We start from the raw sequence: 15145 nt of genomic DNA on the forward strand, positions 1-15145 counted from the left end.
GTGGAAGACGGGGTGCCCGTACGGCGCGCCCGGCACGGCGGGCTCGGTCACCCGGCCTGCGCGACCACGTGGTTGATCACCCGCTCGAACTCCTCGGTCGGCGAGAACTCCACGATCTCGCAGTCCTCCAGGATCACCGGGACGTGGCCGGGCGGCCAGTAGTACGCCTGCCCCGCCTCGTAGAACTCCTCGCCCTGGGCCGTGAGCAGCCGCAGGCGGCCCTTGAGCACGTAACCCCAGTGCGGGCACTGGCACGCGTCGTCGGGCATGCCCTTCAGGGCCGGGCCCATGTCCGTGCCCTGCGGGAAGGCGAGGTAGCCGACGGACATGCCGCCGCCGATCGGCTTCATGCGCAGTTCGGCTCCGTCTCCTTGCAGGGCGACGGGGACGTCGTTCCGAGTGGCGGACGTCATGACTCCTCCGCTTCCGGCCCGGCAAGGCCTTCGAGGAAACCACCCCGTACGTCCAGCCTGGCCCGGCCCCGATCGGCACGCGACCGGTGGGCGGGGTTCATCACGATCCGGTCTCGGGAGGGGGCCGAGGGCTTGCCGCAGGCCCGTGTAATCGATTCCAATCCTCCGTGGACCGTGGATGTAATCGATTCCACGCGCTGAGTCCGCAGGAGCTTCCCGGGCTCCACGAGTTCCACGAGGAGGTGGGGCGACGATGGCGAGCATCAAGGACGTCGCCGCCGAGGCGGGTGTCTCCGTCGCCACGGTCTCGCGCGTCCTGAACGACCACCCGTCGGTCAGCGCCGACGCACGCACGCGCGTGCTGGCCGCCGTCGAGGCCCTGGGCTACCGCCCGAACGCCGTCGCCCGCTCCCTGCGCACCGACCAGACCCACACCCTCGGCCTGGTCATCAGCGACGTGATGAACCCGTACTTCACCGAACTGGCCCGCTCCGTCGAGGAGGAGGCACGCGCCCTCGGCTACAGCGTCATCATCGGCAACGCCGACGAACGGCCCGACCTCCAGGACCACCACGTGCGGACCCTGCTCGACCGCCGGATCGACGGCCTGCTGGTCTCCCCCACCGACGGCGGCTCGCCGCTGATGCTGGACGCCGCGCGCGCGGGGACGCCGATGGTGTTCGTCGACCGGTGGATCCCGGGCGTCGACGTGCCGGTCGTCCGCGCGGACGGGCGGGCCGCCGTCCGGGACCTCGTGGCGCATCTGCACGGGCTCGGGCACCGACGGCTGGCGATCATCGCGGGCCCGGCGGCGACCACGACCGGCCGGGAACGCGTGGAGGCGTTCCGGGAGGCGCTGGCCGCGTACGGGCTCGTCCTGCCGGCCGCGTACGTCGGCCAGGGCGACTTCCAGGCCGAGAGCGGACGCCGGGTCACCGAGGGCTTCCTCGACCTGCCCGAGCCGCCCGAGGTCGTCTTCGCCGCGGACAACCTGATGGCCCTCGGCGCGCTGGACGCCGTCCGCGCGCGCGGGCTGCGGATTCCCGGCGACATCGCGCTGGCCGCGTTCGACGACATCCCGTGGTTCGTGCACACCGATCCGCCCGTCACCGCGATCGCCCAGCCCACGGGCGAGTTGGGGCGCGCCGCCGTGCGCGCGCTGGTCGACCGCGTCGAGGGGCGGACCGGCGAGTCCGTCACCCTCCCCGCCCGTCTCGTCGTACGCCGCTCGTGCGGCGAGCCGGCCCCCGAACAGTCCCCCGTACGAAGGAGTACGACGTGAGCGACCCGGACGAGTTGCTGCGCATCGAGGGCATCCGCAAGACGTTCCCCGGCGTGGTCGCGCTGGACGGCGTCGACTTCGACCTGCGCCGTGGTGAGGTGCATGTGCTGCTCGGCGAGAACGGCGCGGGCAAGAGCACCCTCATCAAGATGCTGTCGGGCGCCTACACGCCCGACGCCGGCCGGATCCTGGTCGGCGGCGAGGAAGTGCGCATCCAGGGCGCGCAGGACTCCGAACGCCTCGGGATCGCCACCATCTACCAGGAGTTCAACCTCGTTCCCGATCTGACGGTCGCCGAGAACATCTTCCTGGGGCGGCAGCCGCGCCGCTTCGGGATGATCGACCGGAAGACGATGGAGGAGCGGGCCGCCGCCCTGCTGGAGCGGGTCGGCGTGCGGGTGTCGCCACGCGCGCGCGTGCGTGAACTCGGCATCGCCCGCCTGCAGATGGTGGAGATCGCGAAGGCGCTGAGCCTGAACGCGCGCGTGCTCGTCATGGACGAGCCGACCGCGGTGCTCACCTCCGAGGAGGTGGACAAGCTCTTCGCCATCGTGCGCCGACTGCGCGAGGACGGCGTGGGGATCGTGTTCATCACGCACCACTTGGAGGAGATCGCCGCCCTCGGCGACCGGGTCACCGTCATCCGGGACGGCAGAAGCGTCGGCCAGGTGCCCGCCGCCACGCCCGAGGACGAGCTCGTGCGCCTCATGGTGGGGCGGTCGATCGAGCAGCAGTACCCCCGCCGGCGGCCGGAGACCGGCGAGGCGTTGCTCCGGGTCGAGGGACTGACCCGGGACGGCGTCTTCCACGACGTCGGCTTCGAGGTCCGCGCCGGTGAGGTCGTGGGCATCGCGGGGCTGGTCGGGGCCGGCCGTACCGAGGTCGTACGGGCGGTGTTCGGCGCCGATCCGTACGACGAGGGGGTCGTGGAGGTGGCGGGCGCCCCGCTCCGGCGCCATGACGTGAACGCCGCCCTGGAGGCGGGCATCGGGCTGGTGCCCGAGGACCGCAAGGGCCAGGGGCTGGTGCTGGACGCCTCCGTCGAGGAGAACCTCGGCCTGGTGACGCTGCGTTCGGCCACCCGCGCGGGGCTCGTCGATCTCAGGGGGCAGCGGGAGGCCGCCGCCCGGATCGCCGAGCAGCTGGGCGTCCGCATGGCGAACCTGGGCCAGCACGTGCGGACCCTGTCCGGCGGCAACCAGCAGAAGGTCGTCATCGGCAAGTGGCTGCTGGCGAACACCAAGGTGCTGATCCTCGACGAGCCGACCCGCGGCATCGACGTCGGCGCCAAGGTCGAGATCTACCAGCTCGTCAACGAACTCACCGCCCAGGGCGCCGCCGTCCTGATGATCTCCAGCGATCTGCCCGAGGTGCTCGGCATGAGCGACCGGGTGCTGGTGATGGCGCAGGGCCGGATCGCCGGCGAGCTGCACGCCGACGAGGCCACCCAGGACGCCGTGATGGCACTCGCCGTGAGCACCCCTACGACCGGAACGGAGGCCCCCCGTGGCCACTGACACGCTCAAGAGCACCGCGGGCGCGGGTGGCGCCTCGGGCGGTCTGCGCCGCCTGCTGCTCGACAACGGCGCGCTGACCGCGCTCATCGTCCTCGTCGTCGCGATGTCGGCGCTGTCCGGCGACTTCCTGACGGCCGACAACCTGCTGAACGTCGGCGTCCAGGCGGCGGTCACCGCCATCCTGGCCTTCGGCGTCACCTTCGTGATCGTCTCGGCGGGCATCGACCTGTCGGTCGGTTCCGTGGCCGCCCTGTCGGCCACCGTGCTGGCCTGGAGCGCCACCTCCGAGGGCGTCCCGGTCCTGCTCGCCGTCCTGCTGGCCGTCGCGACCGGCATCGCGTGCGGCCTGGTCAACGGCTTCTTGATCTCGTACGGCAAGCTGCCGCCGTTCATCGCGACGCTGGCGATGCTGTCGGTGGCGCGCGGCCTGTCCCTGGTCATCTCGCAGGGCTCCCCCATAGCCCTGCCCGACTCGGTCGCGCACCTGGGCGACACGCTGGGCGGCTGGTTGCCGGTGCCGGTGCTCGTGATGGTCGTCATGGGCCTGATCACGGCGTTCGTGCTCGGCCGGACGTACATCGGCCGCTCGATGTACGCGATCGGCGGCAACGAGGAGGCCGCCCGGCTGTCGGGTCTGCGGGTGAAGAAGCAGAAGCTCGCCATCTACGCGCTGTCCGGACTGTTCGCGGCCGCCGCGGGCATCGTGCTCGCCGCGCGCCTGTCGTCGGCGCAGCCGCAGGCCGCGCAGGGCTACGAGCTCGACGCGATCGCCGCCGTCGTCATCGGCGGCGCCTCGCTGGCGGGCGGCACCGGCAAGGCGTCGGGGACGCTGATCGGCGCGCTGATCCTGGCCGTGCTCAGGAACGGACTCAACCTGCTGTCGGTGTCGGCCTTCTGGCAGCAGGTCGTGATCGGTGTCGTCATCGCGCTGGCGGTGCTGCTGGACACCGTGCGCCGCAAGGCCGGTGCCACCACGGCGCCCGCGGGCGCCTCCGGAGGCGGGAAGGGGAGGCAGGCAGCGACGTACGTGATCGCGGCCGTGGTCGCGGTGGCGGTCGTCGGCGCGATGTCCTTCCTGCACGGCGGCTCGTCGGCGGCGAAGACGCAGAAGATCGGCCTGTCCCTGTCGACGCTGAACAACCCGTTCTTCGTGCAGATCCGGGCCGGTGCCGAGGCCGAGGCGAAGAAGCTGGGCGTGGACCTGACGGTCACGGACGCGCAGAACGACGCCTCGCAGCAGGCCAACCAGGTGCAGAACTTCACCAGCGAGGGTCTCGGCTCGATCGTCGTCAACCCCGTGGACTCGGACGCGGCCGGCCCGTCGGTCCGCTCGGCGAACACGGCGGACATCCCCGTCGTCGCCGTCGACCGGGGCGTCAACAAGGCCGACACGGCCGCCCTGGTCGCCTCCGACAACGTCGCCGGCGGCAGGCTCGGCGCGAAGGCGCTCGCCGAAAAGCTCGGCGGCCAGGGCACGATCGTCGTCCTGCAGGGCCAGGCGGGCACCTCCGCCAGCCGGGAGCGCGGCGCGGGCTTCGCCGAGGGCCTGAAGGCCTACCCGGGCATCAAGGTCGTCGCCAAGCAGCCCGCCGACTTCGACCGCACCAAGGGCCTGGACGTGATGACGAACCTGCTGCAGGCCCACCCCGACATCGACGGTGTCTTCGCCGAGAACGACGAGATGGCGCTCGGCGCGATCAAGGCGCTGGGTTCCAAGGCCGGGAAGTCGGTCCAGGTGGTCGGCTTCGACGGCACGCCTGACGGGCTGAAGGCGGTCCGGGCGGGCACGCTGTACGCGTCGGTCGCCCAGCAGCCGAAGGAGCTGGGCCGGATCGCGGTGGCCAACGCGCTGCGGGCGGCCGAGGGCAAGAAGGTCGAGGAGATGGTGAAGGTGCCGGTGAAGGTGGTCACGCGGCAGAACGTGGCCGGCTTCGGCGGCTGACGTCGGACAGCCGGGTCACCTGGCCGGGGAGCCGGGTCACCTTCTGTGGGAAGCCGGTTGATGTGGGGAGTCGATCAATGAACGACTACGACCTCCTGGTCGTGGGGTCGGCCAACGCCGACCTGGTGATCGGTGTCGAGCGCCGGCCGGCCGCCGGGGAGACCGTGCTCGGCTCCGATCTGGCCGTCCACCCGGGCGGCAAGGGCGCGAACCAGGCGGTCGCGGCCGCCCGGCTCGGGGCCCGTACGGCCCTGCTGGCCCGGGTCGGCGACGACGCGTACGGCCGGCTGCTGCTCGACTCGCAGCGGGCGGCCGGCGTGGACACGGTGGGCGTCCTGGTCGGCGGTGCGCCGACCGGCGTCGCGCTGATCACCGTGGACCCGTCCGGGGACAACAGCATCGTGGTCTCGCCAGGCGCGAACGGCCGTCTGACGCCCGAGGACGTCCGGGCGGCGGGAAGCCTGTTCCACGCCTCCCGGGTGGTCTCCACGCAGCTGGAGATCCCGCTGGAGACGGTCGTGGAGGTCGTACGGAGCCTGGCGCCGGGCAGCCGCTTCGTGCTGAACCCGTCACCGCCGCGCCCGTTGCCGCAGGAGGTGCTGGCCGCCTGCGACCCGCTGATCGTCAACGAGCACGAGGCGAAGGTGATCCTGGGCGGCGCCGCCGCCGTGGGGGACACCCCCGAGGACTGGGCGCGGATCCTGCTGGCGAAGGGGCCGCGCTCGGTGGTGGTGACGCTGGGCGCGCGGGGCGCGCTGGTGGCCTCAGCGGAGGGCGTCTCGCGGGTGCCGTCCGTGACGGTGCGCGCCGTGGACACCACCGGCGCGGGCGACGCGTTCACCGCGGCGCTGGCCTTCCGGCTCGGCACGGGTGAGTCGCTCGCCGAGGCGGCGGCGTACGCGGCCCGGGTGGGTGCGGCGGCCGTCACCAAGGAGGGCGCACAGGAGTCCTTCCCGACCTCGGAAGAGGTCGCGGCCCTGTGAAGAAGAGCGGGATCCTCAACCGTCACCTCTCCGGTGCGCTGGCCGAACTGGGCCACGGGCACGGCGTGCTGGTGTGCGACGCGGGCATGCCCATACCCGACGGGCCGCGCGTGGTCGACCTGGCCTTCCGGGCCGGGGTGCCGTCCTTCGCCCAGGTGCTGGACGGTCTGCTGGCCGAGCTGGTGGTCGAGGGGGCGACGGCGGCGACGGAGGTACGGCGGGCCAACCCGGCGGCGTCCCGGCTGCTGGAGGACCGCTTCCCGGAACTGGGCCTGGTACCGCACGAGCGTCTCAAGGCACTGTCGGCGAACGCCCGGCTCGTCGTGCGGACCGGGGAGGCACAGCCGTACGCCAACGTGCTGCTGCGCTGCGGGGTCTTCTTCTGACGACCTCCACTGGAGCCCCCGGCCCGCGGGATCTGAATGCTTCGAGGGGGCCCGGTCCGTCGACCGGGCCCCCTCGGCTTTTCCCTCCCCCTCAGAACCCCCGTGATCCCCCGGATCCCCCTCCGAGAAGTTCTGATGCCCTGTACGACATGCCGGGCGGGGGAAGGGTTGCACGGCCCTGGGAGAATTTCTCGCCGGTTTCTTTCCCGCCCCCGCTCCCTACGATGTCCCGTGGGCAGAACGAGTCCGTGCGGTGCGCGTTGGGGGGCGTGTGGCCATGCTGGTGACGGAGTTCCGGACCGAGGTCGTACCACCGGCGGAGCGGTGGGACCTGTGGCAGGACATCGCCGGGCGGACCCATGTGCCCAACCTGCTGCGCAGTGAGCGGACGGAGGACTTCCGGGCCACCATGCGTGTGCTGCCGCTCGGTGACCTGCAGGTCGCCGACCTGAGCTTCCCGCAGATGGACACCGTGCGCACACCGCGGATCATCCGGCGGTTCGACCCGGAGGTCTACCAGATCAACTGCCAGTTCACGGGCGACGGCGGCATCGCGCAGGACGGACGCCAGGCCGTGTTCCGGGCGGGAGACCTCGTCCTCGCCGACAGCAGCCTCCCTTACGACGTGCGGCTCAACCGGACCTCCGAGCGGACGTCGGCGGTGGTGGTCACCGTCCCCCGGGCGCTGCTGCCGCTGCCGCCGCGCACGGTCCGGCGGTTGCTGGCCGTGCCGATCCCGCTCGGCCAGGGCCTGGGCGGGGCGCTGTACCGCTGGCTGGCCGACCTCGCCCACCGCGCCGACGAGTTCACCGCGGCCGACGTGCCGACGCTGGCCACCGTGACCACCGACCTGCTCGGCTCCGTGCTGGGCAGGTGCCTGGACGCCGAGGACGTGCTGTCCCCGGAGTCGCGGCGCCGCGCACTCCACACCCGTATCCGGGACTTCATCGACCAGCACCTTGGCGATCCGTCCCTGTCGCCCGCCACCGTCGCGGCGGCCCACGGCATCTCGGTGCGCCGGCTGCACCAGCTGTTCGCGGCGGAGGGCGCGAGTCCCGCGGCCTGGATCCGCCACCGCCGCCTGGAGCGCTGCCGCCGCGACCTCGCCGACCCGCGTCTGAGCGGCCGGTCCGTCCAGTCCATCGCCGCCCGCTGGGGGTTCACCGACCCGGCGACCTTCAGCCGGGTGTTCCGGCGGGCGTACGGGATGACGCCGACCGATCACCGTCACCATGCCGGCCCGCCTCCGTCCTGAGCGGGGGCTGCCGAAATCGACAAAACGCCTGCACGGACGGTCAAGGACGCGTGCGCCCGGTTCTCCCATGCTGGTGTCCGTGCACCGTTGGGGGGCGTGTGCACAGCGGGGATGAGGGGGGAGGCGGCGTGCGGTGCCGGAACGGTCGGGGCCTGTCCGGCGCCGCACGCCGACGCCCGCGACGGTTGGGAGACCGCGTTTGCGGGGGTACGGGGGGTACCACGGAAGGGCGGGTGGATACGTCGTCCCCCTGCCGCCTGGACGACCCGCCGGTCACCCGCCGGTGGGGTGGGCCGCCCCGCGACGGGAGCGGCCCACCCGGCACGTCACGCCGCGTGCTCCGCGAAGCGGCGGGCGGTCTCCGCCAGCACCTCCCGTCCGTCGCGGGCCCACAGGCCGGCGTTGAAGAGTTCCACCTCGATCGGGCCGGTGTAGCCGGCGGCCTCCACGTAGCCCTTCCACTCGCGCATGTCGATCGAGCCGTCGCCGAGCTGGCCGCGGCCGGTCAGGACGCCCTCCGGCAGGGGGGTCGTCCAGTCGGCGAGCTGGAAGGTGTGGATGCGGCCGCCCGCGCCGGCCCGGGCGATCTGCCGCGGGGCCGTGTCGTCCCACCAGATGTGGTACGTGTCGACCGTGACGCCGACCTGGTGGGCCGGGAAGCGCTCCGCGAGGTCGAGGGCCTGGGCCAGGGTGGAGACCACGCAGCGGTCGGAGGCGTACATGGGGTGCAGCGGCTCGATGGCGAGCCTCACGCCGTGCGACTCCGCGTACGGCCCCAGCTCGGCCAGCGCGTCCGCGATGCGTTCCCGGGCGCCGTGCAGGTCCTTGGAGCCGGCGGGCAGGCCGCCCGAGACCAGCACCAGGGTGTCGGTGCCCAGCGTCGCCGCCTCGTCGATCGCGCGGCGGTTGTCGGCCAGGGCCTCGGCCCGTTCGGCCGGGTCGATCGCCGTGAAGAAGCCGCCCCGGCACAACGTGGTCACCGTCAGACCGGCGTCCCGGACCAGCTTGGCCGTGGCCTCCAGGCCGTAGGACTGGACCGGCTCGCGCCACAGGCCCACGTTGCGGATGCCCAACTCCCTGCATGCCTCGACCAGTTCGGCCAGCGGTAGCTGCTTCACCGTCATCTGGTTGACAGAGAGGCGTTCCAGGCGTTCCGACGCCGCGCTCACCGGGTCACTCCGTACACGCTCAGCAGGGTCTTCATCCGCTCCTCCGCCAGCTTCGGGTCCGGGAACAGGCCGAGGCCGTCTGCGAGTTCGTAGGCGCGGGCGAGGTGGGTCAGGGAGCGGGCCGACTGCAGGCCGCCCACCATCGTGAAGTGGGACTGGTGGCCCGCCAGCCAGGCCAGGAAGACCACGCCGGTCTTGTAGAAGCGGGTCGGGGTCCGGAAGAGGTGGCGGGACAGCTCGACCGTGGGGTCGAGGAGGGCGCGGAAGCCCGCGGTGTCGCCCGTGTCCAGGACCCGCACCGCCTCCGCCGCCAGCGGGCCCAGCGGGTCGAAGATGCCGAGCAGCGCGTGGCTGAAGCCCTGCTCGTCGCCCGCGATCAGCTCGGGGTAGTTGAAGTCGTCGCCGGTGTAGCAGCGGACGCCCTGCGGCAGCCTCCGCCTCAGGTCGATCTCGCGCTGCGCGTCCAGCAACGACACCTTGATGCCGTCGACCTTGTCGGGATGGGCCGCGATCACCGACAGGAAGGTGTCCGTCGCCGCGTCCAGGTCGCTCGACCCCCAGTAGCCCTCCAGGGCCGGGTCGAACATCGGGCCCAGCCAGTGCAGGATCACCGGCTCGGCGGCCTGGCGCAGGAGGTGGCCGTAGACCTCCAGGTAGTCGTCCGGGCCCTTCGCCGACGCCGCGAGGGCCCGGGACGCCATCAGGATGGCCTGTGCGCCGGACTCCTCGACGACGGCCAGCTGTTCCTCGTACGCCGCCCGGACCTCCTCCAGGGTTCCGGCGGCGATCTGGTCCGTGCCCACACCGCAGGCGATCCGGCCCCCGACCGACTTCGCCTCCGCGGCCGACCGGCGGATCAGCTCGGCCGCGCCCGCCCAGTCCAGGCCCATGCCGCGCTGCGCGGTGTCCATGGCCTCGGCGACGCCCAGCCCGTGGGACCACAGGTGGCGGCGGAAGGCGAGGGTGGCGTCCCAGTCGACGGCGGCGGGCGAGTCGGGCGACACGTCCGCGTACGGGTCGGCCACCACGTGGGCCGCCGAGAAGACCGTGCGGGAGGTGAAGGGGGCCCCTGGGGCGAGGGCCAGCGGCTCGGTGCGGGGCTCGTACGGCCGCAGCCGGCCGGTGGCGTCGGGCAGGTGGATCGTCACAGCGTGATCTCCGGTACGTCGAGGCGGCGGCCCTCGGCCGAGGACTTCAGGCCCAGCTCGGCGAGCTGGACACCGCGGGCGCCGGCGAGCAGGTCCCAGTGGTAGGGGGCGTCGGCGTAGACGTGCTTGAGGAACAGCTCCCACTGGGCCTTGAAGCCGTTGTCGAACTCCTGGTTGTCCGGGACCTCCTGCCACTGGTCGCGGAAGACCTCGGTGGCGGGGATGTCCGGGTTCCAGACCGGCTTGGGGGTGGCCGAGCGGTGCTGGACGCGGCAGTTGCGCAGGCCCGCGACCGCCGAGCCCTCCGTGCCGTCCACCTGGAACTCGACGAGCTCGTCGCGGTTGACGCGGACCGCCCAGGAGGAGTTGATCTGGGCGATCGCGCCGCCTTCGAGTTCGAAGACGCCGTACGCGGCGTCGTCGGCGGTGGCGACGTAGGGCTTGCCGTTCTCGTCCCAGCGCTGCGGGATGTGGGTGGCGGTCAGGGCCTGGACGGACTTCACGCGGCCGAACAGCTCGTGCAGGACGTACTCCCAGTGCGGGAACATGTCGACGACGATGCCGCCGCCGTCCTCGGCGCGGTAGTTCCAGGACGGGCGCTGGGCGGGCTGCCAGTCGCCCTCGAAGACCCAGTAGCCGAACTCGCCGCGCACGGAGAGGATCCGGCCGAAGAAGCCGCCGTCGATGAGGCGCTTCAGCTTCAGCAGGCCCGACAGGAAGATCTTGTCCTGGACGACGCCGTGCTTGATGCCGGCCTCGTTCGCGAGGCGGGCGAGTTCCAGGGCGCCCTCCAGGCCGGTGGCGGTCGGCTTCTCGGTGTAGAGGTGCTTGCCCGCGGCGATGGCCTTCTTGAGGGCCTCCTCGCGGGCGGAGGTGACCTGCGAGTCGAAGTAGATGTCGACGGCCGGGTCGGCGAGGACGGCGTCCACGTCGGTCGAGATGTGCTCCAGGCCGTGCTGCTCGGCCATCGCCCTGAGCGCGTGCTCACGGCGGCCGACCAGGATCGGCTCCGGCCACAGCACGGTGCCGTCGCCGAGGTCGAGGCCGCCCTGCTCGCGGATGGCCAGGATGGAGCGGACGAGGTGCTGGCGGTAGCCCATGCGCCCGGTCACGCCGTTCATGGCGATACGCACCGTCTTGCGTGTCACGTCATTCCCTTCATAGGCGCCACCGGCGCCACCGGCGGCACGGGCCTCCCCGATCCCTCCGGTTCACTGGTGAGCGATACAGCAAGCGCTTTCTATGTGTAAGAAGCTAGCCTCTGCACAGCGGTCTGGACAAGACCAGTGCGGGGAGGAGTTGTTCGAGGGGGCGAACAACAGGGGCTACGGGCCGTAAGGTCTCCTCGGAACCATGGCCATGGGCCTGTGTGTGTACGAGGGCGTACGACGAGATGCGCGACCGGAGGACGACGAGATGACGGTGACCCTGGCGGACGTGGCGGCCCGCGCGCAGGTCTCGCCCGCGACGGTGTCGCGCGTGCTGAACGGGAACTACCCCGTGGCCGCCTCCACCCGTGAGCGGGTGCTGAAGGCAGTGGACGAGCTGGACTACGTGCTCAACGGGCCCGCGAGCGCCCTGGCCGCCGCCACGTCCGACCTGGTGGGAATCCTGGTGAACGACATCGCCGACCCGTTCTTCGGGATCATGGCGAGCGCCATCCAGGCCGAGATCGGGGGCCCTGGCGGGCGCGCGGGCGGGGAGAGACTCGCGGTCGTGTGCAACACGGGCGGCTCCCCCGAGCGCGAACTGACCTATCTGACCCTGCTCCAGCGGCAGCGGGCGGCCGCGGTCGTGCTGACCGGCGGGGCCATCGAGGACGCCGCGCACCAGGCGGCGATGGCCGCGAAGATGCGGAAGCTGGCGGACGCCGGGACGAAGGTGGTGCTGTGCGGACGGCCGCCGGCGCAGGACACCGGGGCGATCGCGCTGACCTTCGACAACCGCGGGGGCGGACAGGAGCTGACCGAGCACCTGATCGGGCTCGGGCACCGGCGGCTCGGCTACATCGCGGGCCCCGAGGAACGGACGACCACGCGGCACCGCCTGGAGGGCCACCGGGCGGCGCTGGCCGCGCACGGCATCACGGAGGACCCGCGCTGGACCGTGCACGGGCGCTACGACCGGCAGTCCGGCTACGAGGCCACGCTGGAGCTGCTGCGCCGCGACCCGTCGCTCACGGCCGTCGTCGCCGCGAACGACTCGGTCGCGCTCGGCGCGTGCGCGGCCCTGCGGGACTCCGGGCTGCGCATCCCCGAGGACGTGTCGGTGGCCGGCTTCGACGACCTCCCCTTCAGCGTCGACGCGGTGCCCTCCCTGACGACGGTACGACTGCCCCTCGCCGAGGCCGGCGCCCGCGCCGGCCGCATAGCGATGGGCCGCGAGGAGCCGCCGCCCGGGGGGATCGCGTCGGTGCGCGGGGAGTTGATGGTGCGGGGGTCCACGGGGGCGCCGCGAGCCTGACGAGGCGGTGACCGACTGGGGCGGGGCCGCAGGCCACCGCCCGCTGACCCGGCTCGGCCTCGGCGGCCGGCTGCTTCCTTCGGTCGGCCGGACGACCGCCGCGTGCCGGCTCGGTTCGGTCTCGGTGGCCACCTGCTTCGTCGGGCGGGCCGGATGATTGCCCGCCCCCTGGCTCCACGTTCCGCCTCAGCGGGCGCCTGCTTCACCGGGGCGAGCCGGATGACCACCCTGCGCCACGTTCCGCACGGCGGGCGCCTGCTTCACCGGGCGAGCCGGAACCGCCGACCCCGGGTCGGCTCGGCGGTGTGGGCGACCGCTCAGTCGCCGGGCGTGTCGGAGACGTACTGCTCCTGCCCGTAGCCCAGTGACCAGTCCGCGGACGTGTTCTCGGTGAGGGCGATGAACACGTTCCGCGGTTCCGTGCGGGCGTACCGCTCGGCCAGCTCGGCGATGCGGTGGTACAGGGTCTGCTTCTGTTCGGGGGTGCGGCCTGCGCGCAAGGTGATCGACACGTAGACGATTCCGGCGTCGTGGGGGACGCCGAGGTAGTCGCCGTGGCGCAGGGTGCCGCTCGTCCCGTCGTGGCCGGTGAGGATTGGAAGCAGTCGTTCGGTGGGATGCCGAGCGACTCGACCAGGGCCTCCTGGACGGCTCGGCCGAGCGCCCGAACCGGTCGGTGTCCGTTGTGAGCGCGTCGATGCGGACGAGCGGCATGGCGGCGGTTCCCCTCTCCGGGTGTGGTGACGGCTCCGACGGCGAGCGTACATACCAGTAGGTACAGAAGGTGGTGGCGCCGGGGATGAAGTTTTCCGAGGTTTCTCCGCGGTGCGCGATGATTTTCGGGCGGGGCGGCGGTCTTCTTAGGCGTACAGCACGCCCGAACGAGGGAAAACAGGAGCCGGCCCCATGCGCATCATGATCAGCGAGTTCATCAGTCTCGACGGTGTCGTGCAGGCCCCCGGCGGGCCCCAGGAGGACACCGACGGCGGTTTCGCGCACGGCGGCTGGAGCCACGCCTTCTTCGACCCGGAGGTCGTCGGTGGGGCCTTCGACGCGGCACTGGAGGAGGCCGACGCACTGCTGTTCGGGCGTCGTACGTGGCAGGCGATGGCGGGGGCCTGGCCCGAGCGGGCCGGAGATCCGTTCGCCGACCGGATGAACGCCATCCAGAAGTACGTCGTCTCCGGCACCCTCGGCGACTCCGACCTGACGTGGGACAACACCACCCGCATCCCGGGCGACGACGCGGTGGCCCACCTGCGCAAGCTGCGCGAGAGCGACGGCGGCACCCTCCTGGTGATGGGCAGCCCCACGCTCGCCCGCACGCTCCTCAGCGAGGGCCTGGTTGACGAACTGCGGCTCATCGTCATGCCGGTGATCCTCGGCGGCGGCAAGTCGATCTTCCCGGACGACGGCACGAAGGCCGCCTTCGAGCTGGTCTCGACCACGACCGGACCGGCGGGCGCGCAGGTGTGCGTCTACCGGGCCGCCACGGCGTAACAGGCACCGGGAACGGGCGCCGCACCACCGTGGACGGGCGGCGCCCTCCGGCCTAGGCTCGGTTCCGGGGGATTTCTGACTGAGTCAGAGATCGTGGCCTGATCCCGCACGCGCCGAGTCGACGACCGGAGGCGATCATGACCGTCCAGGACGTCCGCGCCTTCAACCGCTTCTACACCAACGTCATCGACGCGCTCGACTACAGCCGCCGGCTGTACGCCCCGTACACCCTCACCGAGTCCCGGGTCCTCTACGAGCTCGCGCACTCCCCGCACACGGACGTGGCCGACCTGCGCGCGGAACTCTCCCTGGATGCCGGGTACCTGAGCCGGATCCTGAACAGGTTCGAGCGGGACGGGCTGGTCGAGCGGGTGCCCTCGCCCCGCGACCCCCGGCGCCGGCGCATCACGCTCACCGCACGCGGCCGGGAGACCGCTGACCTGCTCGGCGAGCGGTCCGGCCAGGCCGTCGGCGCTCTGCTGTCGAAGGTGCCCGCCGCAGACCGGTCCCGGCTAGCCGAGGCCATGCGCACCATCCGCGAGATCCTCTCCGACCCGCGTCCTCCCCGCGCGGAGGACGTCGTGCTGCGCGAGCCCGGCCCCGGCGACCTCGGCTGGATCGTGCAGCGCAACGCCGCGCTCTACGCCGCCGAGTACGGCTGGAACGCCGACTACGAGGGCCTGGTCGCCAGGATCGTCGCCGACTTCGCCGGGGACCACGACCCGCACCTGGAGCGGGTGTGGATCGCCGAGTCGGAGGGACGGCCGGTGGGGTGCGTGATGTGCGTGCGGGACGAGGTGCCGGGGGCCGCCCGGCTGCGGCTGCTGCTGGTCGAACCGGACGCCCGCGGACTCGGCATCGGGGACCGGCTGGTCGGGGCCGTCGTCGACTTCGCGCGCGGCGTCGGCTACCGGGAGGTCGTCCTGTGGACCAACGACGTCCTCACCGCCGCCCGCCGCATCTACCAGCGGCACGGCTTCGTCCTGGTGGCCGAGAAACCCCACCGCTCCTTCGGCCGGGACCTGGTCGGCCAGGACTGGCGGCTCGACCTGCGCGCAACGCCCGAGTGACGAACCCGAGTGACGAA

General features: G+C 72.4%; 13 protein-coding genes and 1 pseudogene. 9 read left to right on the top strand and 5 right to left on the bottom strand.

What is annotated here, in order from left to right; translation table 11 throughout:
• Nucleotides 1-47: 47 nt before the first annotated feature.
• Entirely contained in the window at nucleotides 48-413 is a 366-nt protein-coding gene (locus ACFPZJ_RS02770) for a cupin domain-containing protein (RefSeq protein WP_381016601.1), read from the bottom strand.
• A gap of 253 nt (nucleotides 414-666) precedes the next feature.
• Between ACFPZJ_RS02770 and ACFPZJ_RS02775 the strand changes: the two genes are divergently transcribed.
• From ACFPZJ_RS02775 to ACFPZJ_RS02800, 6 genes are all read left to right on the top strand, one after another.
• On the top strand, nucleotides 667-1695 hold the full coding sequence (locus ACFPZJ_RS02775; RefSeq protein WP_381016603.1) for a LacI family DNA-binding transcriptional regulator: 1029 nt from the start codon (nucleotides 667-669) through the stop codon (nucleotides 1693-1695).
• The gene (locus ACFPZJ_RS02780; RefSeq protein WP_381016605.1) at nucleotides 1692-3212 is read left to right on the top strand and encodes a sugar ABC transporter ATP-binding protein; all 1521 of its coding nucleotides are present in this window, start codon (nucleotides 1692-1694) and stop codon (nucleotides 3210-3212) included. The genes ACFPZJ_RS02775 and ACFPZJ_RS02780 overlap by 4 nt, the downstream gene beginning before the upstream one ends.
• On the top strand, nucleotides 3202-5154 hold the full coding sequence (locus ACFPZJ_RS02785; protein ID WP_381016608.1) for an ABC transporter permease/substrate-binding protein: 1953 nt from the start codon (nucleotides 3202-3204) through the stop codon (nucleotides 5152-5154). Before ACFPZJ_RS02780 ends, ACFPZJ_RS02785 begins: the two co-directional genes overlap by 11 nt.
• Before the next feature lie 77 nt (nucleotides 5155-5231).
• On the top strand, nucleotides 5232-6137 hold the full coding sequence (locus ACFPZJ_RS02790) for a ribokinase (RefSeq protein WP_381016611.1): 906 nt from the start codon (nucleotides 5232-5234) through the stop codon (nucleotides 6135-6137).
• Nucleotides 6134-6523 carry a D-ribose pyranase gene (gene rbsD / locus ACFPZJ_RS02795; protein WP_381016614.1) on the top strand — a complete coding sequence of 130 codons (390 nt, stop codon included), beginning with the start codon at nucleotides 6134-6136 and terminating at the stop codon, nucleotides 6521-6523. The genes ACFPZJ_RS02790 and rbsD overlap by 4 nt, the downstream gene beginning before the upstream one ends.
• A 277-nt stretch (nucleotides 6524-6800) precedes the next feature.
• On the top strand, nucleotides 6801-7778 hold the full coding sequence (locus ACFPZJ_RS02800; protein WP_381016617.1) for an AraC-like ligand-binding domain-containing protein: 978 nt from the start codon (nucleotides 6801-6803) through the stop codon (nucleotides 7776-7778).
• A 326-nt stretch (nucleotides 7779-8104) separates the two neighbouring features.
• Here the strand turns inward: ACFPZJ_RS02800 and ACFPZJ_RS02805 are convergent, their stop codons facing one another.
• From ACFPZJ_RS02805 to ACFPZJ_RS02815, 3 genes are read right to left on the bottom strand one after another with little or no spacing between them, the layout of a single operon-like run.
• A complete protein-coding gene (locus ACFPZJ_RS02805) occupies nucleotides 8105-8902 on the bottom strand; it encodes a sugar phosphate isomerase/epimerase family protein (protein WP_381017293.1) in 798 nt (265 codons plus the stop codon).
• Nucleotides 8903-8943: 41 nt separating this feature from the next.
• Nucleotides 8944-10095 carry a dihydrodipicolinate synthase family protein gene (locus ACFPZJ_RS02810; protein WP_381016620.1) on the bottom strand — a complete coding sequence of 384 codons (1152 nt, stop codon included), beginning with the start codon at nucleotides 10093-10095 and terminating at the stop codon, nucleotides 8944-8946.
• On the bottom strand, nucleotides 10092-11243 hold the full coding sequence (locus ACFPZJ_RS02815) for a Gfo/Idh/MocA family protein (protein WP_381016623.1): 1152 nt from the start codon (nucleotides 11241-11243) through the stop codon (nucleotides 10092-10094). The genes ACFPZJ_RS02810 and ACFPZJ_RS02815 overlap by 4 nt, the downstream gene beginning before the upstream one ends.
• 268 nt (nucleotides 11244-11511) lie before the next feature.
• Here ACFPZJ_RS02815 and ACFPZJ_RS02820 point away from each other — a divergent pair, with 268 nt between their 5' ends.
• Entirely contained in the window at nucleotides 11512-12558 is a 1047-nt protein-coding gene (locus tag ACFPZJ_RS02820; RefSeq protein ID WP_381017295.1) for a LacI family DNA-binding transcriptional regulator, read from the top strand.
• A gap of 317 nt (nucleotides 12559-12875) precedes the next feature.
• On the opposite strand, the pseudogene ACFPZJ_RS02825 reads toward ACFPZJ_RS02820, so the two are convergent.
• Nucleotides 12876-13272, bottom strand: a pseudogene (locus ACFPZJ_RS02825) (tautomerase family protein).
• 192 nt (nucleotides 13273-13464) lie between these two features.
• Between ACFPZJ_RS02825 and ACFPZJ_RS02830 the strand changes: the two are divergent.
• Both ACFPZJ_RS02830 and ACFPZJ_RS02835 read left to right on the top strand, forming a co-directional pair.
• Nucleotides 13465-14058 carry a dihydrofolate reductase family protein gene (locus ACFPZJ_RS02830; RefSeq protein ID WP_381016626.1) on the top strand — a complete coding sequence of 198 codons (594 nt, stop codon included), beginning with the start codon at nucleotides 13465-13467 and terminating at the stop codon, nucleotides 14056-14058.
• A 137-nt stretch (nucleotides 14059-14195) separates the two neighbouring features.
• The gene (locus ACFPZJ_RS02835; protein WP_381016628.1) at nucleotides 14196-15128 is read left to right on the top strand and encodes a bifunctional helix-turn-helix transcriptional regulator/GNAT family N-acetyltransferase; all 933 of its coding nucleotides are present in this window, start codon (nucleotides 14196-14198) and stop codon (nucleotides 15126-15128) included.
• Nucleotides 15129-15145: the final 17 nt, after the last annotated feature.

Source organism: Streptomyces bullii (assembly GCF_042657145.1).
GTDB lineage: Bacteria > Actinomycetota > Actinomycetes > Streptomycetales > Streptomycetaceae > Streptomyces > Streptomyces bullii.

Coding starts and splice junctions, on each gene's coding strand:
- ACFPZJ_RS02775 (WP_381016603.1), top strand. CDS start 667: ATGGCGAGCATCAAGGACGTCGCCGCCGAGGCGGGTGTCTCCGTCGCC.
- ACFPZJ_RS02835 (WP_381016628.1), top strand. CDS start 14,196: ATGACCGTCCAGGACGTCCGCGCCTTCAACCGCTTCTACACCAACGTC.
- ACFPZJ_RS02790 (WP_381016611.1), top strand. CDS start 5,232: ATGAACGACTACGACCTCCTGGTCGTGGGGTCGGCCAACGCCGACCTG.
- ACFPZJ_RS02800 (WP_381016617.1), top strand. CDS start 6,801: ATGCTGGTGACGGAGTTCCGGACCGAGGTCGTACCACCGGCGGAGCGG.
- ACFPZJ_RS02805 (WP_381017293.1), bottom strand. CDS start 8,902: ATGACGGTGAAGCAGCTACCGCTGGCCGAACTGGTCGAGGCATGCAGG.
- ACFPZJ_RS02770 (WP_381016601.1), bottom strand. CDS start 413: ATGACGTCCGCCACTCGGAACGACGTCCCCGTCGCCCTGCAAGGAGAC.
- ACFPZJ_RS02830 (WP_381016626.1), top strand. CDS start 13,465: ATGCGCATCATGATCAGCGAGTTCATCAGTCTCGACGGTGTCGTGCAG.
- ACFPZJ_RS02820 (WP_381017295.1), top strand. CDS start 11,512: ATGACGGTGACCCTGGCGGACGTGGCGGCCCGCGCGCAGGTCTCGCCC.